This window comes from Lysinimonas soli (genome assembly GCF_042655435.1).
Taxonomy (GTDB): Bacteria; Actinomycetota; Actinomycetes; order Actinomycetales; family Microbacteriaceae; genus Lysinimonas; species Lysinimonas soli.
In genome coordinates, this window is record NZ_JBHSMG010000002.1 from 167,654 (window position 1) to 191,569 (window position 23,916).

Consider the following 23,916-nt stretch of genomic DNA (forward strand, 5'->3'; position numbering starts at 1 on the left):
TCTCGCGAACGCGTGCATTCTCCGGGCGGCGCTCGGCAGAAACCGCGGCGCTCGCGCGGGTTCGGCTAGCGCGCGGCGCCGAGCTCCCCGTCGACGCCGAGCTCACCCATGATGCGGTTGAGGTCGGCGACGGTCGCGAACTCGATCGTCACCGTGCCCTTCGCGGCACCCAGGGTGATCTTGACCCGGGTGTTCAGCCGGTCGCCGAGGCGCACGGCGAGGTCGTCGAGATGGTGCTGACGCCGCCCCGCCGTCGGCTTCGTGGCCCGCGGTTTCGGCGGCGAGACGACCCCCGCCGCGGCCTCCGCCGCGCGCACCGAGAGGTCTTCGTTGACGATCTTGTCGGCGAGCCGTTCCATCGCCTGCGGATCGCCCACCGACAGGATCGCGCGAGCGTGCCCCGCGGTCAGCACGCCGGCGGCGACGCGGCGCTGAACCCCTTCGGGCAGGCGCAGCAGCCGGATGGTGTTGGTGATCTGCGGACGGGAACGCCCGATCCGTTCGGCGAGCTGCTCCTGTGTGATCCCGAAGTCGGCCAGCAACTGCTGGTAGGCCGACGCTTCTTCGAGCGGATTCAGTTCGGCGCGGTGCAGGTTCTCGAGCAGGGCATCCCGCAGCATTGCGTCGTCCGCTGTGTTCTTGACGACGGCGGGGATCGTGTCGAGTCCAGCCAGCTTGCTGGCACGCAGCCGGCGCTCGCCCATGATGAGCTCGAACTGCGGCTCTCCCGCGGCGGCACCGGCCCGCGGCCGCACGACGATCGGTTGCAGCACTCCGAACTCGCGCACCGAGACGACGAGTTCGTTGAGCTCCTCCGGGCGGAACTCCAGGCGCGGTTGCTGGGGGTTGGGAACGATGTCGTCGGGGGAGAGGTTGGCGAGCCGTGCCCCCGGCACCGTCACCAGCCCCTCGCCCAGGTCCGTCCCCGGTCCGGCCGGGAAGAAGACGTCGACGGGGCGTGCGCCCTCCTCGGCCGTCGGGATCAATGCGCCGATCCCCCGGCCGAGTCCGGTGCGCTTGGGTGCGGCTGCCATTACTTCTCTCCCCGTCGGGCGATCTCGGATGCGGCCTCGCGGTACGAGAGCGCCCCGGGCGAGTTCGCGTCATAGCTGACCACGCTCTGCCCGTAGCTCGGCGCCTCCGAGATCCGCACCGAACGCGGGATCAGGGTATGCAGTGCCTCGGTCGGGAAGTGCTGGCGGACCTCGTTGACCACCTGATTGGCGAGGTTGGTGCGCGAGTCGTACATCGTCAGCAGGATCGTCGACACCGCCAGATCCGGATTGAGGTGCCGCTCGATGAGCTTGATGTTGCTGAGCAGCTGGCTGAGCCCCTCGAGCGCGTAGTACTCGCACTGGATCGGAATCAGCACCTCGCGGGCGGCCACGAAGGCGTTGATGGTGAGCAGGCCGAGCGACGGCGGGCAGTCGATGAAGACGTAGTGGTAGGGCTGCTCCTGCTCGGCGAGGAAGCGGTCGAGCGCTCCGCGCAGCCGTTGTTCCCGGGCCACGAGCGAGACCAGTTCGATCTCCGCCCCGGCCAGGTGGATCGTCGCCGGGATGCACGCGAGGCCCTCGAACTCCGGGCTGGTCTGCACGACCTCGCTGATCGGCACGTCGTTGATGATCACGTCGTACACGCTCGGGGTCTCGGAACGATGTTCCACGCCGAGCGCCGTCGATGCGTTGCCCTGCGGATCCAGGTCGATCACGAGTACGCGGGCACCGGACTGCGCAAGGGCCGCCGCCAGGTTGACGGTCGTCGTGGTCTTGCCGACGCCGCCCTTCTGGTTCGCCACCGTGAAGATGCGGGTGCGGGCGGGCAGCGGCAGCCGCTCTTCCGCCAAGGCGACGCGGCGGCGCGCGAGGTCGGCGATCTCCCGAGCGAGCGGGGTCTCGTCGTATCGTTTCTCGGTGCTCACTGGAGCGGGATCCCTCTCGGATGTTTCACGTGAAACAAGTGGTGCGCGTCGGTTGGTGGCCCGGCGTCGAATTAGTCCACTGTAGCCCGAAACACCCGGGTCACCTCGGGGACGATTCCCTCACCCAGCACGATCACCTCGACGCCCCGCAGGCGGGCCGCGCGGATCTGCTTCGCCGCCGCGACCAGCTCGTCGCCGACGCGCTCGCCCTTCATGAAGACCAGCTCGCCGCCCGGCTTGGCCAGGGGAGCGGTGATCGGGATCAGCTTGCTCAGCGACGACACGGCCCGCGCCGTCACCTGATCCAAGCGCTCGACCCACGGTGCGTCCTCGGCGCGGGCGCGCTCGACCCGCACATTGCCGAGACCCAGCCGAGCGGTCTCGGACCGCAACCAGTCGACCCGTCGTTCCATCGGCTCCACGAGCACGAAATCGACATCGGGGCGCGCGATCCCGAGCACGAGACCCGGCAGCCCGGCACCGCTGCCGATATCGCCCACCACACCAGGGCGCAGCAAGGGGGCGAGCAGCACGCAGTTCAGGATGTGCCTGCTCCACAGGCGCGCCGGCTCGAGGGGCCCGATCAGCCCGAGCTCTTCGCCGCGCTCACCGAGTTCGCGAGCGAAGTCCCGAGCGACCTCGATCCGCTCGCCGAACAGGCTTGCGGCGACAGCCGGTTCCGCCTCGACCTCAGCCACGCGCGGCTCGGACCGACGACCGGCGGGGTCGATCACCACGGTGTTTCACGTGAAACATCCGGAACGTCACCCGCGGGTGATCACCGTGTGCCGGTCGCGACCCTCGCCCTCGGACTGCGAGGTGAATCCGCGCTCGGCCACGATGTCGTGCACGATCTTGCGCTCGTAGCTCGACATCGGGGGAAGCGAGGCGGATGCCGCGCCCTCCTCGATCCGAGCGACCGCCCGATCGACGAGCGTCGCCAGTTCCGCGGCGCGCTGGTCGCGCGATCCGCCGATGTCGAGGATCAGCCGCGAGAAGCGACCGGTCTTGTTCTGCACTGCGAGGCGGGTCAGCTCCTGCAGCGCGGCCACGGTGTCGGGCTTGGAGAGCAGACGGAGGTTCGCTCCCTCACTCGCGGTCACCGACACGTAGGCCCGACCCGACCGGGCGTCGATGTCGATGTCTCCATCGATGTCGGTGATATCGAGCAGCTCCTCGATGTAGTCGGCCGCGACGTCGCCCTCCTCGACGAGGTCCTGCTCACTCGGGGCGGCCTCCGCACCGCGGGCCTCGCCCGGCCCGGCCGGGGGAGTGTCGCCGACGATCAGCACCTCATCGGTCACGTCGTCGGTCTGGCTCTGCGTCACGTCGCTCACTTCTTGGTGCTCCCGGTCTTCTTCGCGCGGTTCTTGCCCACCGGCTGGCTCCGTTGCGTGGTGATCTTCTTCGGTTCCTCGCCGGTGTCGGCCGCCAGCGCCTCGGCGTCATCCGTCATGCGCGCCCGATTGCGCTTCGCCAGCCGGGCCTCGCGGGCCAGCGCGGCCTCGCTGCCCGGAGTAGGCATGTTCCGGATCACCAGGAACTGCTGCACCATGGTCCAGATGTTCGAGGTCAGCCAGTAGAACATCACGCCGATCGGGAACGCGAATCCCGAGAAGGCGAACACCAGCGGCAGGATGTAGAGCAGAATCCGCTGCTGCCGGTACATCGGGCTGGCCTTCATCTCGGGGCTCTGGTTCTTCGACATGATCTGCAGTTGCGTGATGAACTGCGATGCGGTCATGACGACGACCATGAAGGCCGCGATCGCGACGACGATGTAGTTGTGCGCGTCGAGGGCGGTCTGGATGCTCAGATTCAGTGGCGCCTTGAAGTCACCGCTGAACAGGTAGGCATGACCGAACTGCTGCGACAGCTGCTGCGTCAGAAGCCCGACGCCGGCCTTGCCCGAGCGGGCCTCGGTCAGCACCGAGAACAGACTGAAGAAGATCGGCATCTGGATCAGAAGCGGCAAGCACGACGACAGCGGGTTCGTGCCGGCCTTGCGGTACAGCTCCATGGTCTCGCGCTGCATCGCCTCGCGGGAGAACTGATCCTTCTTGCCCTTGTACTTGTCCTGAATCTTCTTCAGCTGCGGCGCGACCTCCATCATCTTGCGCTGGCTCTTGATCTGCCGCACGAAGATCGGAATGAGAGCAGCCCGCACCACCAGCACCAAGCCGACGATCGACAGCACCCAGGTGAGGCCGGCCGCCGGATCCATGCCGAGGATCTGGAGCAGTTGGTGGAAGCCGACGAGGATCGCCTCGATCACCCACTTGATGGGCGTCAGGATGGTGCCGAGGAATCCGAGGAGATCCATGTGTCAGGCCTTTCCGTGGCTTGCCATCGTGACGAAGCCGAAGCGAGTGAGCTGGTAGCGGGGGATCCGGCGCTCAGGCACGTCATCCACGCCGCCCTTCGCCCACGGGTGGCAGCGGGCGATCCGCCAACTGCCGAGGGCGATTCCCTTGAACACGCCGTGCTGCTGGATGGCGCCGAGCGCGTAGCCAGAGCAGCTGGGGTAGTAGCGGCAGACGTCGCCGTAGAGCGGAGAGATGACCGCGCGGTACACGCGAAGAATCAGCACGCACAGGTTGCGCGGAAGCAGGAACAGGAACGCGAGAAGGCGCATCATCGCGGCATCAGACTCGCATCGAGGGCGTTGTGCATGTCGTCGGCGAGGGTAGCCCAGCTCCGCTGAGCGGATCCGGGGAGCACCCGCACGACCACGTCGCTTCCCCGTACCCCGGCATCCACAAACTGCCGGCCGAGAGCACGGTAGCGGCGACGCACCAAATTGCGGTCGACCGCATTGCCCACCGATCGTGAGACGATCACGCCGAAGCGAAGCGGATCCTGGGGTGCCCGATCCAGCCGGTAGTAGACCGCAGCGGGCGTCACCGAGCGACGGCCGCGCCGGACCACCGCACGGAAGTCCTCGGCATGGACCACCCGGTTCGCCCTGGCGAGCACCGGGTACTACGCGGAGAGCTCGGTGCGCCCCTTGCGGCGACGGGCGCCGAGGATCGCGCGCCCGGCGCGGGTGCGCATGCGCAGACGGAAGCCGTGCACCTTGGCGCGGCGCCGATTGTTCGGCTGGAAGGTTCGCTTGGTCATGGTGGTATCTCCAAAACCCGGCTCGATGTGACCGGGAAGAACGGGGACCGCCCACGGGCAGTCGTCAACTGATTAAAAATAGGGCCTGAATGGGCCCCGGTCAAACCACAGAGGCCAACCGTCCATTATCCACACCAAACCCGGGATGCGTTGGTCACGACGCACCCTGCGAACTAAGGTGAATCCGCGACCGCAGCCAACCCCCGAGCCGAGAGACACGATGACCGACATACCGGATCCCACCCGCGAACTCTGGGGCTCCGTGTTGACTCTGCTCGGCAGCGATGACCGCATCACCCCGCAGTTGCAGGGGTTCATCAATCTCGTCGAGCCCAAAGGCGTGCTGGCCGGCACGCTCTATCTCGAGGTACCCAACGAGCTCACGCGCGGCATGCTGGACCAGCGCATCCGGGTTCCGCTGCTCAACGCCCTCAGCACGATCGACGAAGAGCACGGCATCTCGAACTTCGCGATCGTCGTGAACCCCGAGATCCAGCATCCCGGGTTCGGTGCCTCCGGCGGTTCCGGCGGCTCCGCGAATGAGAGTTCCGTCGCCGCCGAATCGCCTCGTGAACAGACTCCCAGCGCATCCGTCCCACCGTCGCCGACCGCCGGCAACCCGATCGGCGATCAGGCCCGCCGTTCCGACACCCGCCTCAACCCCAAGTACAACTTCGACAACTTCGTGATCGGCGGCTCCAACCGGTTCGCGCACGCCGCGGCCGTCGCGGTCGCCGAGGCCCCCGCCAAGGCGTACAACCCACTGTTCATCTATGGAGACTCCGGACTCGGCAAGACCCACTTGCTGCACGCGATCGGCCACTACGCCGAGCGGCTGTATCCGGGCATCCGCGTGCGCTACGTGAGCTCCGAGGAGTTCACCAACGACTTCATCAACTCGATCGCGAACAACCGGGCCGCTGCGTTCCAGGCGCGCTACCGCGAGATCGACATCCTGCTCATCGACGACATCCAGTTCCTGCAGCGAGCGGTCGAGACCCAAGAGGCCTTCTTCCACACCTTCAACACGCTGCATGATCACAACAAGCAGGTCGTCATCACGAGCGATGTCGCACCGAAACACCTCACCGGCTTCGAAGACCGGATGCGGTCGCGCTTCGAGTGGGGGCTGATCACCGATGTGCAGGCTCCCGACCTCGAGACCCGCATCGCGATCCTCCGCAAGAAGGCGCAGAGCGAGAAGCTCCAGGTTCCCGACGAGATCCTCGAGTACATGGCGACGAAGGTCTCGTCGAACATCCGGGAACTCGAGGGAACCCTGATCCGCGTCACGGCCTTCGCCAATCTCAATCGCACGACCGTCGACCTGCAACTCGTGCAGACCGTGCTCAAGGACCTGATCACTCTCGACGAAGACAATGTGATCGCGCCGGTCGACATCATCAATCACACCGCCGACTACTTCAAGCTCACCGTCGACGACCTCTACGGCTCCAGCAGGTCGCAGGCGGTGGCCACAGCCCGGCAGATCGCGATGTACCTCTGCCGTGAGATGACCAGCCTGTCGCTTCCCAAGATCGGGCAGCTCTTCGGCAACCGCGATCACACCACGGTGATGTACGCCAATAAGAAGATCAGCGAACTCATGAAAGAACGCCGGTCGATCTACAACCAGGTCACCGAGCTCACGAGCCGCATCAAGCAGACCCAGCGCTTCAACAAGCTCTGAGCTCGCTCCGCGCGGGTCATCGTCACCCCTCCTTTGGGGGACTAGACAACCCGGGTATGAATTCGCGATTGCACATGCTGTGCACAACCTGTGGATAACTATCGTGGCGCGCCGAACAACCGTGTTGAGAATCACCGCTCGACTGTGGAACCACACGGGGCACCGGCCGACATCGGATCTCGGCGCTCCGTGTGATTCCACCGACCACCCACAACTTGCACGCGTGTAGTTATCCGATGACTGCTGGCCCCGCGCGACTTGTCCACAGATCCCACAGCGGTTAAGAAGATTAACTCTCTCTTCTCCTTCTCAACTCGATCACAACCCCCAGGGGCTCGCCGGGCCCCGCGATCCCCGAACTGAGCGCTGCTCTTCCTGTGCCAGGATCGGGGTGACAGTATTGACGCCCCTGGCAAGATTCGAACGACAAGGAGTTCGCGTGAAGTTCCAAGTCAATCGGGACGTCTTCAGCGAGGCCGTGTCATTCGCCGTCAAGTTGTTGCCCCAACGCACGACCCAACCCATCCTGAGCGGCGTGCTCCTCGATGCCTCCGACGGTGCCCTGGTGCTCTCGTCGTTCGACTACGAGGTCTCTTCGCGCACCGAGATCGTGGCCGAGGTCGACGAACCCGGAACCGCTCTGGTGTCCGGGCGTCTTCTCGCCGACATCGCGAGCCGGCTTCCGAACGCGCCGGTGCAGTTCTCGACCGAGGACGGCAAGATCGCGGTCAGTTGCGGTTCGGCCAAGTTCACCCTGCTGAGCATGCCCGTCGAGGAATACCCGACCCTGCCCGAGGTCGCCGAACGCACGGGAGTGCTGCCGGCCGACGACTTCGCGGCCGCCGTCGCTCAGGTTGCGGTCGCGGCATCCCGAGACGACGTCACTCCTGTCATCACGGGCGTGCAGCTCGAAGTCGGCGACAACAGCCTGTCGCTCGTCGCGACCGACCGCTACCGCGTCGCGGTCCGCGACATCGATTGGGATTCGGGATCGTCGTCGGCGGCCGGAACCACGGCACTGATCCCGGCCCGCACTCTGTCGGAGATCGGAAAGACCTTCGCGCACAGCGGCACGATCGCCGTCTCGATCGTGCGCGGCGACGACCGTGAGTTGATCGCCTTCAGCGCGGACAAGAAGACGGTCACGTCGTTGCTGATCAAGGGCAACTTCCCGCCCGTCAAGCGGCTCTTCCCCGAGACCGTCGACAACTACGCCGTGGTCAATACGGCGGAACTGATCGAGGCCACTCGCCGGGTGTCGCTCGTCCTCGAGCGCGAGGCGGCGTTGCGATTCAGCTTCTCGATCGACGGGCTGACGCTCGAGGCGGCCGGGTCGGAACAGGCGCAGGCGTCGGAGACGATCGACGCGCACCTGCACGGTGACGACACCGTGGTGTCGCTCAAACCGTCCTTCCTGCTCGACGGGTTGGGCGCCGTGCACTCCGAGTTCGTGCGGATCTCGTTCACCAAGACCGAGAATCCCAACAAACCCGGTCCTGTGCTGATCACCAGCCAGTCATCGAAAGAGCAGCCCGGCGCCGACAACTACAAGTACCTGCTGCAGCCGAACCTCCTGCTGCGCTGAACGGAACACGCGATATGACGACGCACATCGGACTCGTCGGCCTCGGCAAGATGGGCAACAACATGCGTCAGCGGCTCCGCGCCGCGGGCGTCGAGGTCACCGGGTACGACCCGAACCCCGCGGTGACCGACGTGCCGGACCTGCCTGCCCTGGTCGCAGCTTTGCCCGCGCCGCGGATCGTCTGGGTGATGGTCCCGTCGGGTGCCGTCACGGATGGAGTCATCACCGATCTCGCCGGCGTGCTCGATGAGGGAGACCTCGTCATCGACGGCGGCAACTCCCGCTACACCGACGACGCCGTGCATTCCCGGCAACTGGGCGAGAACGGCATCCGTTTCGCCGACTGCGGTGTGTCCGGCGGTATCTGGGGGTTGACCAACGGGTACGGCCTGATGGCCGGCGGCGATGCCGCCGACATCGAGAGGGCCATGCCGGTCTTCGACGCGCTGCGCCCCGCGGGTCCGCGGGCCGAGGGATTCGTCCACGCGGGATCAGTCGGTGCCGGGCACTACGCGAAGATGGTGCACAACGGCATCGAGTACGCCCAGATGCAGGCCTGGGCTGAGGGATACGAGCTCCTCGATTCGAGCAAGGAGATCATCCACGACGTCACCGGCGTGTTCAAGGCCTGGCAGCGGGGAACCGTCGTGCGCAGCTGGCTGCTGGAACTCCTGGTGAAGGCCCTCGAGGAAGACCCGGAGTTCAAGGACATCGAGGGCTATGTCGACGATTCCGGCGAGGGTCGATGGACGGTCGTCGAGGCGCTCAATCACGCCGTCCCCGTTCCCACGATCAGCGCCTCGATCTTCGCGCGGTTCGTGTCGCGCCAGGAGGATTCGCCGGCGATGAAGGCGGTCGCCGCCCTGCGCAAGCAGTTCGGCGGTCACGCCGTGCGCAAGTCCTGAGCTCGCGAGACGCCGTCGGGTGATCGTCTCCCACCTGAGCCTCACCGACTTCCGCAACTACGAGTCAGCGGAGGTCGAACTCAGCGCGGGCCCGAACCTGTTCGTCGGCAGCAACGGGCAGGGCAAGACCAACCTGGTCGAATCCATCGGCTATCTGAGCACCCTGGGATCGCACCGGGTCTCAAGTGATCAGGCGCTGATCCGCCACGGTGCCGAGCGGGCGATCGTGCGCGCTCGTCTGGAACACGGCGACCGACAGCTGCTCGTCGAGGTGCAGCTGAATCGCTCCTCGGCGAATCGCGCGCAGGTCAACCGGGTCGCGGTCAAGCCGCGCGAGCTTCCGCGGTACGTCACGAGCGTGCTGTTCGCGCCGGAAGACCTCGCGCTCGTGCGCGGCGAACCGTCGACGCGCCGCCGCTTTCTCGATCTGCTGCTCGTGCAGCTCAGCCCGCGTTTCGCCGGCGTCATCGCCGACTACGAGCGTGTGCTGCGTCAACGCAACACGCTGCTGAAAACAGCCCGCGGGGCGCGGATCACCGACGGACGGCTGTCGACGCTCGACCTCTGGGATGAGCGGCTCGTCGACCTCGGCAGCGAGATCATCGAGGGCCGGCAACAGCTCGTCGAGCGGTTACGGCCGCACGTCACCGAGGCATATCAACGGATCGCGGGCGCGTCGCACCGGGCCGAACTCGCTCTTCAGCTCAGCATTCTCGGTGCTCAGCCGGATGACGACGCGATGGGGGATGACGACGCGGGCGTCGCCATGCTCTCGACGGGCGAGATCGTCGAGGGCTTCCGCACCGGTCTGGCCCGCGTCCGGCGGGCCGAACTGGACCGTGGCCTCACGCTGGTCGGCCCGCACCGCGACGACCTGCTGCTCGTGCTCAACGGCCTGCCGGCGCGCGGGTACGCGAGCCACGGCGAGTCCTGGTCGTTCGCCCTCGCCCTCAAGCTCGCCTCGGCGGCCGTGTTGCGTGCCGATTCGGCGCTCGGCGACCCCATCGTGATCCTCGACGATGTCTTCGCCGAGCTGGACGAGGCCCGCCGCCAACAACTCGCCGCCGCCATCGGCGACTACGAGCAGGTCCTGATCACCGCGGCCGTGTTCGGTGACGTTCCGGCGCCGCTTGCCGCGCACACGGTGCGCATCCGAGCGGGCATGATCGTCGAGGATGATCATCCGATAAGCGGGGGCACGTCCGCCATCGAGCCAGGGGAGGTGCCGTGAGTTCGTCGTCGGAGCTTCCCGAGCACCTGTCGGTCTACCGCCGGATCCGCAAGAATTTCGGCGACCCGGCTCTGCGCTCGGGCGACGCGCGCCGGCGACGCCGGGCCGCGCAGGACGAGACGAGTGTTCCCTACGGGGTCGGGCGTGAGCCGAAGGGGCTCGGCGACGTGCTCGGCAGCATGACCGCGACCCTCGGCTGGGACTCGCCGATGGCGCGGGCCGACCTGCTCGCCGACTGGCCACAGATCGTCGGTGCAGAGACCGCGGCGCACGCCGATCCGGTGGGCATCGAACAGGGCATCCTGACGGTGCGGTGCGACTCGACGGCGTGGGCGCAGCAGCTGCGCACGATGACTTCGGCGGTGACGGCGAGGATCGCCGAGAAACACGGTGCCGCGGGGGTCGAGGCGGTGCGCTTCATCGGACCGGACACCCCCTCATGGAAACGCGGCCCCAGAGCAATCCCAGGGCGCGGTCCCCGCGATACCTACGGCTGACAAGGCAAATCAGGTCAAGCCAGCTACGAAATCTCCCCAGACGGGCGAATTCGCCGGTTTCGCCTAGGCTGCTGAGATAGAATCGTGATGTCCGGAACGGTGCCTGGAGCGATCTCGACACCCGGCGTGCGCGCCGCCGGATCCGACGCGGTAGGAGCCACCCCTTCATGACATCCCCCTCTCCGTCAGCAGATCCCAACGACTCGTACGGTGCCAGTGACATCCAGGTGCTCGAGGGTCTCGAAGCGGTCCGCAAGCGCCCCGGCATGTACATCGGTTCGACCGGTCCGCGGGGTCTGCACCACCTGGTGCAAGAGATCGTCGACAACTCCGTCGACGAGGCGCTCGCCGGCTACTGCGATCACATCGAGGTCACACTGCTGGCCGACGGCGGCGTGCGCTGCGTCGACAACGGCCGCGGCATCCCGGTCGACATGCACCCGGTCGAGAAGAAGTCGACCGTCGAGGTAGTTCTGACGATCCTGCACGCGGGCGGCAAGTTCGGTGGCAGCGGATACGCGGTGTCGGGAGGTCTGCACGGCGTCGGCAGCTCGGTCGTCAACGCGCTGTCGAAGACGCTCGACATCGAGGTGCGTCGGCAGGGCAACATCTGGACGCAGCAGTACCACGACGGCGTTCCGGTCGCCCCGCTCGCGAAGGGCGCCGCGACCAATCAGACCGGCACGACGATCACCTTCTGGCCCAACGACCAGATCTTCGAGACCGTCGAATGGGACTACGAGACGCTGCGCACGCGCTTCCAGCAGATGGCCTTCCTCAACAAGGGCCTGCGGATCGCGCTCACCGACGAGCGCGAGGAGGGGCGACAGGATGACGGAACCGCGCGCGCCGATGTCTTCCTCTACGAGCGAGGCCTCGTCGACTACGTCGAGTACCTGAACTCGGCGAAGAAGACCGAGGTCATCCACCCCGAGATCATCTCGTTCGAGTCCGAGGACCCGGAACGCCGCATCGCCCTCGAGGTCGCGATGCAGTGGACCACCTCGTACTCCGAGAGCGTCCACACCTACGCGAACACCATCAACACCCACGAGGGCGGAACCCACGAAGAGGGATTCCGCGCCGCGCTCACGACGCTGGTCAACCGCTACGCGCGCGAGAAGGGGCTGCTCAAGGAGAAGGACGAGAACCTCACGGGCGACGACATCCGCGAGGGTCTCACCGCCGTCATCTCGATCAAGCTCGGCGAGCCGCAATTCGAGGGTCAGACCAAGACGAAGCTCGGCAACACCGAGGCGAAGTCGTTCGTGCAGAAGGTCACGGGCGATCAGCTGAACGACTGGTTCGATCGCAATCCGACGCAGGCGCGCGACGTCATCCGCAAGTCGGCTCAGGCCGCGGCGGCCCGCATGGCCGCGCGCAAGGCCCGCGAGCAGACCCGGCGCAAGGGGTTGCTCGAGGGCGGCGGAATGCCCGGCAAGCTCAGCGACTGCTCGAGCAAGGACCCGCAGCGCAGTGAGATCTTCCTGGTCGAGGGTGACTCGGCCGGCGGATCGGCCAAGACCGGCCGTGACCCCGAGACCCAGGCGATCCTGCCCCTGCGAGGCAAGATCCTCAACGTCGAGAAGGCACGGCTCGATCGTGCCCTCGGCAACGCCGAGATCCAGGCGATGATCACGGCCTTCGGCACCGGCGTCGGCGAGGACTTCGACGGGGACAAGGCCCGCTATCACAAGATCGTGCTGATGGCGGATGCCGACGTCGACGGCCAGCACATCACGACCCTGCTGCTCACCCTGCTGTTCCGCTACATGCGGCCCCTGATCGAGATGGGTTACGTCTACCTCGCGCAGCCGCCCCTGTTCCGCTTGAAGTGGACCAACGCCGATCACGAGTACGTGTACTCCGATCGGGAGCGCGATGCCCTGCTCGACGCGGGCCTCAAGGCCGGCAAGCGCGTGGCGAAGGAGAACGGCGTGCAGCGCTACAAGGGTCTGGGTGAGATGAACCACCAGGAACTGTGGGACACCACCATGAACCCCGCGACCCGCACCCTGCGTCAGGTCACCCTCGACGACGCGGCGATCGCCGACGGCGTCTTCTCCACCCTGATGGGCGACGATGTCGAGTCGCGCCGCCAGTTCATCCAGCAGAACGCCAAAGACGTTCGCTTCCTCGACATCTAAGGACACGAACCCATGGCTGATGTGACCGGAACCGAACTCGACCCCGATCGGCACGACAAGATCGAGCAGGTCGACCTGCAACTCGAGATGCAGCGCAGCTACCTCGACTACGCGATGAGCGTCATCGTCGGGCGCGCGCTGCCCGACGTGCGCGACGGACTGAAACCCGTGCACCGCCGCGTGATCTACGCGATGTACGACGGCGGGTACCGCCCCGACCGCGCCTTCTCGAAGTGCACGCGCATCATCGGCGACGTGATGGGGCAGTTCCACCCGCACGGCGACAGCTCGGTCTACGACGCGCTCGTGCGGCTCGTGCAGCCGTGGTCGCTGCGGTATCCGCTTGCCCTGGGCCAGGGCAACTTCGGATCCCCCGGCAACGACGGCGCCGCCGCGCACCGGTACACCGAGACCAAGATGGCGCCGCTAGCCATGGAGATGGTCCGCGACATCGACGAAGACACCGTCGACATGCAGGACAACTACGACGGCCGCACGCAGGAGCCGACCGTGCTCCCGGCCCGGTTCCCCAACCTGCTGGTCAACGGCTCGGTCGGAATCGCGGTCGGCATGGCCACCAACATCCCGCCGCACAACCTGCGCGAGGTCGCCGCCGCCGCCCTCTGGGCGCTCGAACATCCGGATGCCCCCCGCGACGAGTTGCTCGAGGCCCTGATCGAACGGGTGAAGGGCCCCGACTTCCCGACGGGCGCACAGATCCTCGGGATCAAGGGCATCCAGGATGCCTATCGCACCGGCCGCGGATCGATCACCATGCGGGCGGTCGTCACCGTCGAGGAGTCGCAGGGTCGCACCAACCTGGTCGTCACCGAACTGCCGTATCAGGTCAACCCCGACAACCTGGCGATCAAGATCGCCGAGCTCGTCAAAGAGGGCAAGATCGCCGGCATCGCCGACATCCGCGACGAGAGCTCGGGCCGAACCGGGCAGCGCCTGGTCATCGTGCTCAAGCGCGACGCCGTGGCGAAGGTCGTGCTCAACAACCTCTACAAGCACACCCAGCTTCAGGAGAACTTCGGCGCCAACATGCTGGCCATCGTCGACGGGGTGCCGCGCACCCTCGCGATCGACGGCTTCATCACGCACTGGATCGATCACCAGATCGAGGTCATCGTGCGGCGCACCACCTTCCGTCTCGCCAAGGCGGAAGCCGACGCGCACATCCAGCGTGGCTACGTGAAGGCGCTCGACGCGCTCGACGAGGTCATCGCCCTCATCCGCCGCTCGCCGGACGTCGATCAGGCACGTCAGGGACTGATCAAGCTCCTCGCGATCGACGAGCTGCAGGCCGACGCGATTCTGGCCCTGCAGCTGCGGCGTCTGGCGGCGCTCGAGCGGCAGAAGATCCAGGACCGCCTGGCCGAGCTCGAGCTCGAGATCGCCGGGTACCGCGAGATCCTCGCCAGCCCGGCGCTGCAGCGCGAGATCATCGTCGGCGAGCTGAGCGACATCGTCGCCAAGTTCGGCGACGAGCGTCGCACCGAGATCATGTACGGCTTCGGTGGCGACATGAGCGTCGAGGACCTGATCCCCGAGGAGGAGATGGTCATCACCATCACCCGCGGCGGCTACATCAAGCGCACTCGCAGTGACAACTACCGCAGCCAGCATCGCGGGGGCCGCGGCGTCAAGGGCGCGCAATTGCGGGCGGATGACGTGGTCGAGCACTTCTTCGTGACGACGACGCACCACTGGTTGCTGTTCTTCACGAATTCCGGCCGCGTCTATCGTGCCAAGGCCTACGAGGTGCAGGAGGCGGGCCGCGACGCGAAGGGGCAGCACGTCGCCAACCTCCTCGCCCTGCAACCGGGCGAGGAGATCGCCCAGGTGCTCGACATCCGCGACTATGCGGCGGCGACCTACCTGGTGCTCGCGACCCGCGGCGGCCTCGTCAAGAAGACGGCGCTCAGCGAATACGACACCAACCGCACGGGCGGCATCATCGCGATCAACCTGCGTGAGGGCGACGAGCTCGTCTCGGCGATGCTCGTCGAGAACGACAGCGACGTGCTGCTGGTCTCGCGTCGCGGGATGTCCATCCGCTTCGAAGCCAACGACGAGACCATGCGGCCCATGGGCCGTTCGACGTCCGGAGTCATCGGAATGCACTTCCGCGACGGCGACCAGCTGCTCTCGGCCTCGGTCGTGGCCGATGCCGGATCGGTGTTCGTGGTCACCGAGGGCGGGTACGCCAAGCGGACCTCGGTCGACCAATACCGTCCCCAGGGACGCGGTGGTCTTGGCATCAAGGTGGCCAAGCTGAACGACGAACGAGGCGACCTCGCGGGCGCCCTGATCGTCGAGGACGACGACGAGGTGCTCGTGGTTCTTGCCAGCGGCAAGGTGGTAAGGTCTGCCGTGGCCGAGGTGCCCGCCAAGGGGCGGGACACGATGGGTGTGGTTTTCGCCCGATTCGACGATGACGACAAGATCATCGCCCTGGCCAAGAACAGTGAACGCAACATTGATGCCGCCGAACTCGAAGACGCCGCGGCCGACGCTTCCGGATCAGATGTGACCGAGGCGTCCGACGGAGAGGACGACACCGAGAAATGAGCAGCGTCGCCGAAAAGCTGCAGCGCAAGGATCAGCGCAGCAGCTCTGCCAAGCAGGTCCGACTGAAGCTCGTCTACATCGACTTCTGGTCGGTCGTGAAGCTGTCGTTCCTGATCTGGTTGTGCCTCGGAATCGTGCTCGTGGTCGCGACCGTGCTGATCTGGGTCATCCTGTTCTCGACCGGGGTGTTCGGGAAGCTCGACACGGCGTTCCAGGACATCCTGAGCGACCCGAACTTCTCGATCGCGAGTTCGTTCGGGCTCCCCCAGGTCGGACTCTTCGCTCTTGTGGTCGCGATCCTCAATGTCGTCGCCGGCACGGTGCTCGCCGCGATCGCCGTCGTGCTCTACAACCTGAGCGTGCGTTTCACGGGCGGCCTGCTCGTCGGATTCCAGAACAGCTGACCCGATTTTCGCGGCCTCGTGGTCGTGGGGTACTGTAAGCAAGGCCGTCTGACGAACAGGCGTGCTTTCGGGGCTATAGCTCAGGCGGTTAGAGCGCTTCGCTGATAACGAAGAGGTCCCAGGTTCAAGTCCTGGTAGCCCCACCAAGAAGTCCCGCATGGGGCTTCTTCTCTTGGTAGACATGGATGCCGCAGCTCAAGTGACCCGCCCGCCGAGACGGCGGTCGGCGCTGGGGTCGCGGCGAAGGCCAGACATGGCCTTCGCTCCAAGCTCCACCGCGCGGGGCCTTAGCTCAATTGGTAGAGCGCCTGCTTTGCAAGCAGGAGGTCAGGGGTTCGATTCCCCTAGGCTCCACTCACTACCGGAGTGCCACAGCGCACGAACATCGGGCGCGAGCCCCCTGCGGGTCTCGGGGTTCGATTCCCCTAGGCTCCACTCACTCAGCGTCCTAGTCTGACGGCATGACCGCCGCCGACGACTACCGTGATCCGCTCCGCCGGGCGCAGGCCCACGCGTTGGAGTGGCTGAGCTCGGTCGATACCCGCCACGTGGGTCCGACCGCCTCGATCGACGAGCTGATGGCGTCGTTCTCGATGCCGTTGCCGACCGGGCCGACCGATCCCGGCGAGGTCGTCGACGAACTCGCCCGGCTCGCCGAGCCCGGGCTGATGGCCATGCCGTCCGGGCGCTTCTTCGGCTGGGTGATCGGCGGCACGCTGCCGGCCGCCCTCGGAGCGGACTGGCTGGTCAGCGCCTGGGATCAGAATGCCGCGATGCGACTGGCGACTCCGGCCACCGCGGCGGCCGAGGAGGTCGCCGGACGATGGCTGCTCGAGCTGCTGCGGTTGCCCGCGACATCCGCCGTCGGCTTCGCGACCGGGGGCACGACCGCCAACTTCGTCGGGCTGGCGGCGGGCCGGCAGTTCGTGCTGCAGCAGGCCGGATGGGACCTCGATGCCCATGGGCTGAGCGGCGCCCCGCGGATCACGGTGCTGGTCGGCGAGGAGCGCCACACCTCGGTCGATCTCGCCCTGCGCTATCTGGGACTGGGACGCGGCCAGAACGTGGCGGCCGACGAGCAGGGGCGCATCGTCCCGTCCGCGCTCGCCGAGGCCCTCGCCGGGATCGACGGGCCGGTGATCGTCGCGCTCCAAGCCGGCAACCTGCACTCGGGCGCCTTCGACCCGATGCGCGAATGCATCGAACTCGCTCACGCGAGCGGGGCCTGGGTACATGTCGACGGCGCGTTCGGCCTGTGGGCTGCGGTCAGCGAGAGCTGGGACGAGCTGCTCGACGGCCTGGGTGAGGCGGACTCGTGGGCGACCGACGCGCACAAGACGCTCAACGTCCCCTACGACTGCGGAGTCGCCATCGTGTCGCGGCCGCAGTTGCTGCAGGAGACCTTCGGCGCTCGACCCGCCTATCTCATCCAGGAGGATGCGGCGCCGAGCGATCCCTTCGAGCGGGTCCCTGAGTTCTCGCGCCGAGCCCGCGGCGTTCCGGTCTGGGCGGCGGTGCGGCAACTCGGACGCTCCGGGGTGATCGCGCTCGTCGAAGGGCTGGCGGCCAATGCGCGGGCTCTCGCCGGCGGCATCTCGCGCCTGCCGGGTGCCGAGATCCTGAACGAGGTGGTCTTCACGCAGGTGTCGGTGAGCTTCGGGTCCGACGAGCGGACGCGGGCGGTCACCGCGCAGCTCATGGCCGACGGCGCGGTGTGGATGTCGGGATCGCGATGGCGGGAGCGCGACATCCTGCGCATCTCGGTCAGCAACTGGTCCACCGATGCGACGCATGTCGCGAACGCGGTGACGGCCGTCGCGGACGCTCTCGCGGCTGTCGACGCAGCGGGCGGCTGAGCGGCTTTCGACGCTCAGCCGGCGACGTCCACGAGCTCCACTCGCACCATCGCGCGCCGCACCCGACGGCTCACGGCTCGCGTAACGACGATCCCGGCCAGATAGCAGAGCACGAGCGGCGGGATAAGTTCGTCAGGAGGGATGCGGCCCCCGAGGACGACCACGACGCACAGGGCCAGAACGGCACCCGCGGTCGGCCAGTTGCGCGTCCAGGCCAGCGCGCGGCGCTCGGACCGCGACATCCCGCTTGGGGCGATGCACACCCGAACCAGCTCGGCACCGTGCCGAGGGATCACCCTGGTCACCTCGATCATGCGCACCAGCGTGGTCGGATCGCCCCTGCTTCGGGTCACTCCTCACGGGATCCTGACGCCCTGGGGTCGAACCCTTACGACGTTCGATGACAGAGTTGACCCGTGACCCTCAAGTCCTGGCTACTCGTCGGCCTCCGCAACGAATCCGGTGCGCACCCGGGCTCGTATGCCGAGGCCCCCGTGAAGAAGAGCCCCTGGTGGCGGGTCATGACCCTCACCGGAGTGGACTACTTCTCTTCGCTCGGCTACCAGCCCGCGATCGCCGCCCTCGCGGCCGGCCTGCTCTCGCCACTCGCGACGATCGTGCTCGTGCTGCTGACCGTGTTCGGAGCGCTTCCCGTATACCGCCGGGTCGCGAGAGAGAGCTTCAAGGGCGAGGGATCGATCGCGATGCTCGAGAGGCTGCTGCCCTGGTGGGGCGGCAAGCTCTTCGTGCTCGTGCTGCTGGGCTTCGCCGCGACCGACTTCATGATCACCATCACGCTGTCGGCGGCGGATGCCGCGGCACACGCGATCCAGAATCCGCTCGTGCCGAGCTGGTTGCACGGCACCCAGATCCCCGTCACCCTGGTGCTCGTCGGTCTGCTCGCGATCGTCTTCCTACGCGGCTTCCGGGAGGCGATCAATATCGCCGTGGTGCTCGTCGTGGTCTATCTGGCACTCAACGCGATCGTGGTCGCCGTGTCGTTGGCCCACGTCGCCGGCAACGCGGTCGTCATCACCGACTGGTGGGCGGCGCTCACCGCGCAGCACGGCAACATCTTCGTGATGGTCGGCATCTCGCTGATCGTCTTCCCCAAGCTCGCCCTGGGTCTGTCGGGCTTCGAGACCGGCGTCGCGGTGATGCCGCTCGTCAAGGGTGACGCGGGCGATACCGCGCAGAAGCCGCTCGGCCGCATCCGCGGCACACGCAAGCTGCTGACCGCCGCCGCCGTCATCATGAGCGCGTTCCTCATCACCTCGAGCTTCACGACGACGCTGCTGATTCCGCAGAAGGAGTTCCAGCCCGGCGGCCAGGCCAACGGACGCGCGCTCGCATTCCTCGCGCACGAGTATCTGGGGCCCGTGTTCGGAACCGCCTACGACGTGAGCACCATCTGCATCCTGTGGTTCGCGGGTGCGTCGGCCATGGCGGGGCTGCTGAACCTGGTTCCCCGGTTCCTGCCGCGGTACGGCATGGCACCGCAGTGGGCCGCGGCGGTGCGGCCGCTCGTGCTGGTCTTCACGGCGATCGCGGTGATCGTGACGCTCGTGTTCCAGGCCAACGTCGACGCGCAGGGTGGCGCGTACGCCACGGGCGTGCTCGTGCTGATCACCTCGGCCTCGGTCGCGGTGTTCCTCTCGGCCCTGCACAAGAAGCAGCGCGCCGCCGCGATCGGGTTCGCCGTCGTCTCGGCGGTGTTCGCCTACACGACGGTCGTCAACGTGATCGAACGGCCGGACGGCGTGCGCATCGCGGGGCTCTTCATCCTCGGCATCCTGGTGGTGTCGATCGTCTCGCGCGTGCAACGCTCGTTCCAACTGCGCGCGATCTCGGTCACGCTGGATGCCGCGGCCCTCGACTTCGTCACGGAGGATGCCGAAGACACCGGCGCGGTGCGGGTCGTCGCCAACGAGCCCGACGACGGTTCCCAGGACGAATACCGCATCAAGGTCGCCGAGGAGCGGCGCGACTCCGGCATCCCGCAACGCTCGGCCGTCATCTTCCTCGAGGTGCACCCGGCCGACTCCTCCGACTTCGAGGAGGATCTCGTGGTGGAGGGCGTCGTGCGCTACGGCTACCGTGTGCTCCGAGTGACGAGCGGGAATGTGCCGAACACGATCGCCGCGATCCTGCTCGAGATCCGCGACGCCACGGGGGTGGTGCCCGACATCTACTTCGAGTGGACCGAGGGCAGCCCGATCTCGAACATGTTCCGCTACCTCGTGACGGGAGGCGGCGAGGTCGCGCCCGTCACCCGCGAGGTGCTGCGGCGGGCCGAGCCCGACCCGCACCGCCGCCCCGACGTGCACGTCAGTTAGTTCCGTCGCGCCGCCGCTTCTGCGGCGCGAGTGGGGCCGTGTGACGTGAACGCGATTAGAACTTGCGCAGGAACGGCCAGGGTGACCGCATCCGGATCAGCAGCAGTGCCGGCACGAGGATGTACGGCAGGTTGAAGGCGAGGAAGACGAGCGGATTCGGCGTGCGCTCGGCGGCGCTTCCGAAGAACTCGACCCCGAAGATCGGGATGCCGGTGAGCGAGATGATCATCGTCGCGTAGATCACGGAGGGCAGTTGGATGCGGTTCCAGCCCTTGGCCAGCGAGATGATCAGGATGACGTAGAACCCCACGTAGATGAACGCCGAGGTGCCGCTGATGAACCGCAGCCACACCGGGTGCGACTGGTACAGCGGGTCGAAGTTCGAGGCGTACCAGTAGTTCCACTGCACCAGGATGTTGCTCGAGTTCGCCACCTGGTCGAGGCCGAGGCCCTCGACCGAGTCGCTGATGATGCAGGTGACGATGAAGACGCTAAAGATGCAGAGGAAGAAGATGTCGATCGGTCGCTGACGCAACGGCAGCGACACGGGTGCAGGGGGTGCACCCGTCGCAGTGGCCGCGCCGTCGGCCGTCGGACTACTCGTCGACACCGACATCGACCGAGCCGGGGTCGCCCAGGTCTTCGATCCAGAGGTCGTCGTCGGCCCGGAGCGTCTGCCATGCCGCGTACAGCACGCCTGCCGCCGCGACCGCACCGAGCCCGATGAGGATGTACCTGCCCGGTCCCGCCGACTTCCTGGGCGGCTCGACGACGCGCAGCTTGCGACCGGTCCCTGAGGCGACCGACCCGGCCCGCCGGACGACCTCGCGCACCCGCGGATCCTTCGCGACCTCGAGAAGGGCGAGTGCCGATCCGATCGTTCCCGAGAGGGCGGGCAGCACATCGTCGGCGAAGCGTTCGCGAGCCGTCGAGGCGGCGTGCCGGCTCGCGGCGATCCCGCCGGCCATCGCCGGGCGGACGCGCTCCTCGTAGGTGTCGCGCACTCGGGGCGCGACCTCCTCGCGGGCGTAGTTCGCAGCCTGGCGGCGCGCATCCTTCAGGACGGCGCTCGCGTGCTCGATCGCCTCGCGCTGCTCATCCCACAATTCCTCGGCCGAGCGCTTGAGCCGCTTCAGTTCCCGCTGACGCTTGCGTGACAATGACATGTCGACCTCCGTCGTGGTGTCTTCCGCGAACATGCCCATCCTGCCATGCACGCCCGTCCGAGGCGACGGATCGGGGCTGGGCGGCCGCTGGGAGCGCGGTCGGAGACCGCATGACAGAATAACGGAATGCCTCTCCACACCGCGGTCGCGACCATCCACACCAACCACGGCGACATCCGGATCAACCTGTTCGGTAACCACGCGCCCATCACCGTCGACAACTTCGTCGGCCTGGCGACCGGCGCCAAGGAGTGGACGGACCCCAAGACCGGTGAGAAGAAGAACACCCCGCTCTACGACGGCGTGATCTTCCACCGCATCATCAAGGACTTCATGCTGCAGGGCGGCGACCCGCTCGGTCAGGGCATCGGCGGTCCGGGTTACAACTTCGACGACGAGATCCACCCCGAACTCTCCTTCGCCGAGCCGTACGTGCTCGCGATGGCGAACGCCGGAAAGCAGATGGGTCGTGGCACCAACGGTTCGCAGTTCTTCATCACGACCGTCGCCACCCCGTGGCTGCAGGGGAAGCACACGATCTTCGGCGAGGTCGCGGACGACGAGTCGAAGCGCGTCGTCGACGAGATCGAAGCCGTTCCCACCGATGGCCGCGACGCGCCGCTCGAGCCCGTCGTGATCTCGGGCATCGACATCGCCGAGGTCTAGGTGAGCCCGGCCGCGCCGGCCGAGTTGGATCCCTCGGTCTGCTACCGGCATCCCGACCGCACCAGCTGGACGCTGTGTGAACGGTGCGGCCGCACGATCTGCCCGGAGTGCCAGATCCTGACCCCCTCGGGGGTGCGCTGCCCCGACTGCGTGCGCGAGCTCGGCGGCACGGTGCAGTGGACGCCCGCGGGCGGCCCGTCGCGAGCCGAGGCTGCGGCGGCGAAGACCCGCCGAACCCGGGAGCGGGCGCGGCGCACCGAGCGGCGCCCCCGCTGGCAGCAGGCCGTGCTGCGGGTGCTGCGGCCGGGCGATGCGATTCCCCTCGTGAGCTGGCTGATCGCGGCGACGGTCGTCGTGGTCGGCGTCGTCGGGCTCTTCAGCCCGCTGCCGGTCGATCTGCTCGCCGCCAGCCCCCAGTGGTCGTGGCAGGTCTGGCGCTTCGTCACGGGCGCGGCGGTCAGCGGCGGCGCGTTGAACCTGATCCTGAGCGTGCTCTTCTTCCTGCTGATCGCTCCGACCTCGGAGCGCGAACTGGGTCGTCGCAAGTTCTTGATCGTGTTCTTCGCCGCGGTGATCGCAGGCAATGCCTTCGCCGTGCTCGCCGGTATCACCGGCTTCGGACTGTTCGGTGGTCTGTACGGTCTGTTCGGCTCGACCCTGATCATCGTCTGGCCGTCGCCCGCCGCGCGCACCCAGCTGCTGATCACCATCGCCGTGAACTTCATCATCGCGATCGCGCTCAGCCCCTCGCTGCTGCCCGAGATCGTCGGCGGACTGATCGCCGGGGCCGGGGCCGGATACCTGATGCACCGCTTCGAAGACACCCCGCGACTCGAGCGACGCGCCTACCTGATCATCGCCGGGGGGCTGCTCGCGCTGATCGCGCTCGCCGTGCTGCGCTCGGTGCTGCTGTGAGCACCCCCGCCCCGGAGGCGGAGACGAGCTACGACGTCTGCTACCGGCATCCCGATCGTCCGAGCTACATCCACTGCCAGCGCTGCGGACGCACGATCTGCCCGCAATGCCAGACCCAGGCGGCGGTCGGGGTGCAGTGCCCCGAATGCGTACGGGAGGGCCGGGCCGAGCTCGCGGCCAGCCGGGGAGGCATCCTGGGCCGTCTCGTCCCGCAGGGCGCTGCGCCGATCGTGAGTTACCTGCTGATCGGCCTGTGCGTGCTCGCCTACCTGGGTCAGTTGCTCAGCGGGGGCGCCCTCACGGATCCGTGGGCGCTCAATCCGTCGAAGATCGCGACAGAGCCGTGGCAGCTGCTCACCTCGGCGTTCATCCACGCCAACCCGATCCACATCCTGTTCAACCTCTACGCCCTGTTCATCTTCGGGCCGGTGCTGGAGCGGTTCCTCGGTCGGGCGCGTTATCTGGCCATGTACCTGATCGGCGCTCTCGGGGGCAGCGTCGGGGTGGTGCTCGTCTACCAGCTGGCGGTGATCACGAACGGGGCCTCGGCGAGCTGGTTGGGCGGCCTTCTTGCGCCCGCGTCGGCCCTCGGGGCATCGGGCGCGATCTTCGCGCTGATCGGCGGCCTGCTCGTGCTGCATCGCGCGATCGGACTGCAGCCCACCCAGATCGTGGTCGTGGTCGTGGTGAACCTGGCGTTCGGATTCTTCGTGCGCGGGATCGCCTGGCAGGCCCATCTCGGCGGCTTCGCGGTCGGCGCGGCCATCGCCGCGGTCTACCTCGCGACGCGACGGCCGCAGCAGAAGTCGGCGCAGATCCTGTCAGTCGCGGGGATCGCGGTCGCCCTGGCGGTTGTGCTCACGCTGTGTGTTGTCAGTCAGCCGGGCGCTTACGCCTGAG

Annotated in this window: 24 protein-coding genes and 2 tRNA genes; 15 read left to right on the forward strand and 11 right to left on the reverse strand. The window is 67.2% G+C overall.

The window, feature by feature from the left end:
- Positions 1–65: 65 nt before the first annotated feature.
- The 8 genes from ACFPJ4_RS08375 to rpmH form a co-directional block, all read right to left on the reverse strand.
- A complete protein-coding gene (locus ACFPJ4_RS08375; RefSeq protein ID WP_386739952.1) occupies positions 66–1,034 on the reverse strand; it encodes a ParB/RepB/Spo0J family partition protein in 969 nt (322 codons plus the stop codon).
- Positions 1,034–1,921: a ParA family protein gene (locus ACFPJ4_RS08380; RefSeq protein WP_386739953.1), complete on the reverse strand. Its 888-nt coding sequence runs from the start codon at positions 1,919–1,921 to the stop codon at positions 1,034–1,036. The genes ACFPJ4_RS08375 and ACFPJ4_RS08380 overlap by 1 nt, the downstream gene beginning before the upstream one ends.
- A 71-nt stretch (positions 1,922–1,992) precedes the next feature.
- Positions 1,993–2,619, reverse strand: coding sequence for a 16S rRNA (guanine(527)-N(7))-methyltransferase RsmG (gene rsmG, locus ACFPJ4_RS08385; RefSeq protein WP_386739954.1), 627 nt, complete (start codon positions 2,617–2,619; stop codon positions 1,993–1,995).
- A 66-nt stretch (positions 2,620–2,685) separates the two neighbouring features.
- A complete protein-coding gene (locus ACFPJ4_RS08390) occupies positions 2,686–3,258 on the reverse strand; it encodes a Jag family protein (protein ID WP_386739955.1) in 573 nt (190 codons plus the stop codon).
- The gene (gene yidC, locus ACFPJ4_RS08395; protein WP_386739956.1) at positions 3,255–4,244 is read right to left on the reverse strand and encodes a membrane protein insertase YidC; all 990 of its coding nucleotides are present in this window, start codon (positions 4,242–4,244) and stop codon (positions 3,255–3,257) included. The genes ACFPJ4_RS08390 and yidC overlap by 4 nt, the downstream gene beginning before the upstream one ends.
- Before the next feature lie 3 nt (positions 4,245–4,247).
- On the reverse strand, positions 4,248–4,559 hold the full coding sequence (gene yidD / locus ACFPJ4_RS08400) for a membrane protein insertion efficiency factor YidD (RefSeq protein WP_386739957.1): 312 nt from the start codon (positions 4,557–4,559) through the stop codon (positions 4,248–4,250).
- Entirely contained in the window at positions 4,556–4,897 is a 342-nt protein-coding gene (rnpA, locus tag ACFPJ4_RS08405) for a ribonuclease P protein component (protein WP_386739958.1), read from the reverse strand. The genes yidD and rnpA overlap by 4 nt, the downstream gene beginning before the upstream one ends.
- 6 nt (positions 4,898–4,903) lie before the next feature.
- On the reverse strand, positions 4,904–5,041 hold the full coding sequence (gene rpmH, locus ACFPJ4_RS08410) for a 50S ribosomal protein L34 (protein WP_386739959.1): 138 nt from the start codon (positions 5,039–5,041) through the stop codon (positions 4,904–4,906).
- Positions 5,042–5,261: 220 nt separating this feature from the next.
- Between rpmH and dnaA the strand changes: the two genes are divergently transcribed.
- From dnaA to ACFPJ4_RS08465, 11 genes are all read left to right on the forward strand, one after another.
- Positions 5,262–6,731, forward strand: a complete 1,470-nt coding sequence (gene dnaA, locus ACFPJ4_RS08415) for a chromosomal replication initiator protein DnaA (RefSeq protein WP_386739960.1) — start codon at positions 5,262–5,264, stop codon at positions 6,729–6,731.
- Between the two features lie 439 nt (positions 6,732–7,170).
- A complete protein-coding gene (gene dnaN / locus ACFPJ4_RS08420) occupies positions 7,171–8,316 on the forward strand; it encodes a DNA polymerase III subunit beta (RefSeq protein ID WP_386739961.1) in 1,146 nt (381 codons plus the stop codon).
- A 14-nt stretch (positions 8,317–8,330) separates the two neighbouring features.
- Positions 8,331–9,221 (forward strand): phosphogluconate dehydrogenase (NAD(+)-dependent, decarboxylating), encoded by an 891-nt coding sequence (gene gnd, locus ACFPJ4_RS08425; RefSeq protein WP_386739962.1) that lies wholly within the window; start codon positions 8,331–8,333, stop codon positions 9,219–9,221.
- Between the two features lie 19 nt (positions 9,222–9,240).
- Positions 9,241–10,452, forward strand: a complete 1,212-nt coding sequence (recF, locus tag ACFPJ4_RS08430) for a DNA replication/repair protein RecF (RefSeq protein ID WP_386739963.1) — start codon at positions 9,241–9,243, stop codon at positions 10,450–10,452.
- Positions 10,449–10,949, forward strand: a complete 501-nt coding sequence (locus ACFPJ4_RS08435; RefSeq protein WP_386739964.1) for a DciA family protein — start codon at positions 10,449–10,451, stop codon at positions 10,947–10,949. The genes recF and ACFPJ4_RS08435 overlap by 4 nt, the downstream gene beginning before the upstream one ends.
- A gap of 167 nt (positions 10,950–11,116) precedes the next feature.
- A complete protein-coding gene (gyrB, locus tag ACFPJ4_RS08440; protein WP_386739965.1) occupies positions 11,117–13,096 on the forward strand; it encodes a DNA topoisomerase (ATP-hydrolyzing) subunit B in 1,980 nt (659 codons plus the stop codon).
- Between the two features lie 12 nt (positions 13,097–13,108).
- On the forward strand, positions 13,109–15,673 hold the full coding sequence (gyrA, locus tag ACFPJ4_RS08445) for a DNA gyrase subunit A (protein ID WP_386739966.1): 2,565 nt from the start codon (positions 13,109–13,111) through the stop codon (positions 15,671–15,673).
- Positions 15,670–16,077 carry a DUF3566 domain-containing protein gene (locus ACFPJ4_RS08450; protein ID WP_386739967.1) on the forward strand — a complete coding sequence of 136 codons (408 nt, stop codon included), beginning with the start codon at positions 15,670–15,672 and terminating at the stop codon, positions 16,075–16,077. Before gyrA ends, ACFPJ4_RS08450 begins: the two co-directional genes overlap by 4 nt.
- Positions 16,078–16,146: 69 nt before the next feature.
- Positions 16,147–16,223: transfer RNA gene (locus ACFPJ4_RS08455), tRNA-Ile, on the forward strand.
- Positions 16,224–16,358: 135 nt separating this feature from the next.
- A tRNA-Ala gene (locus tag ACFPJ4_RS08460) sits at positions 16,359–16,431 on the forward strand.
- A gap of 107 nt (positions 16,432–16,538) precedes the next feature.
- Complete coding sequence (locus ACFPJ4_RS08465; RefSeq protein WP_386739968.1) at positions 16,539–17,933, forward strand: pyridoxal phosphate-dependent decarboxylase family protein; 1,395 nt, start codon at positions 16,539–16,541, stop codon at positions 17,931–17,933.
- Between the two features lie 14 nt (positions 17,934–17,947).
- Here the strand turns inward: ACFPJ4_RS08465 and ACFPJ4_RS08470 are convergent, their stop codons facing one another.
- Positions 17,948–18,286: a DUF6611 family protein gene (locus tag ACFPJ4_RS08470; protein ID WP_386739969.1), complete on the reverse strand. Its 339-nt coding sequence runs from the start codon at positions 18,284–18,286 to the stop codon at positions 17,948–17,950.
- Between the two features lie 168 nt (positions 18,287–18,454).
- Here ACFPJ4_RS08470 and ACFPJ4_RS08475 point away from each other — a divergent pair, with 168 nt between their 5' ends.
- Positions 18,455–20,269 (forward strand): APC family permease, encoded by a 1,815-nt coding sequence (locus ACFPJ4_RS08475; RefSeq protein WP_386740616.1) that lies wholly within the window; start codon positions 18,455–18,457, stop codon positions 20,267–20,269.
- Between the two features lie 55 nt (positions 20,270–20,324).
- On the opposite strand, the gene ACFPJ4_RS08480 is transcribed toward ACFPJ4_RS08475, so the two are convergent.
- Together ACFPJ4_RS08480 and ACFPJ4_RS08485 are read right to left on the reverse strand one after the other, a co-directional pair.
- On the reverse strand, positions 20,325–20,816 hold the full coding sequence (locus tag ACFPJ4_RS08480; RefSeq protein WP_386739970.1) for an EXPERA domain-containing protein: 492 nt from the start codon (positions 20,814–20,816) through the stop codon (positions 20,325–20,327).
- 49 nt (positions 20,817–20,865) lie between these two features.
- Entirely contained in the window at positions 20,866–21,435 is a 570-nt protein-coding gene (locus ACFPJ4_RS08485) for a hypothetical protein (protein ID WP_386739971.1), read from the reverse strand.
- Between the two features lie 126 nt (positions 21,436–21,561).
- On the opposite strand from ACFPJ4_RS08485, the gene ACFPJ4_RS08490 reads away from it, so the two are divergent.
- Genes ACFPJ4_RS08490 through ACFPJ4_RS08500 form a run of 3 tightly spaced genes read left to right on the forward strand, consistent with a single transcriptional unit; the run spans position 21,562 to position 23,915 of the window.
- Complete coding sequence (locus ACFPJ4_RS08490; protein WP_386739972.1) at positions 21,562–22,101, forward strand: peptidylprolyl isomerase; 540 nt, start codon at positions 21,562–21,564, stop codon at positions 22,099–22,101.
- Positions 22,102–23,016 carry a rhomboid family intramembrane serine protease gene (locus ACFPJ4_RS08495; RefSeq protein WP_386739973.1) on the forward strand — a complete coding sequence of 305 codons (915 nt, stop codon included), beginning with the start codon at positions 22,102–22,104 and terminating at the stop codon, positions 23,014–23,016.
- A complete protein-coding gene (locus tag ACFPJ4_RS08500) occupies positions 23,013–23,915 on the forward strand; it encodes a rhomboid family intramembrane serine protease (protein ID WP_386739974.1) in 903 nt (300 codons plus the stop codon). Before ACFPJ4_RS08495 ends, ACFPJ4_RS08500 begins: the two co-directional genes overlap by 4 nt.
- The last annotated feature ends 1 nt before the right edge of the window (position 23,916 follow it).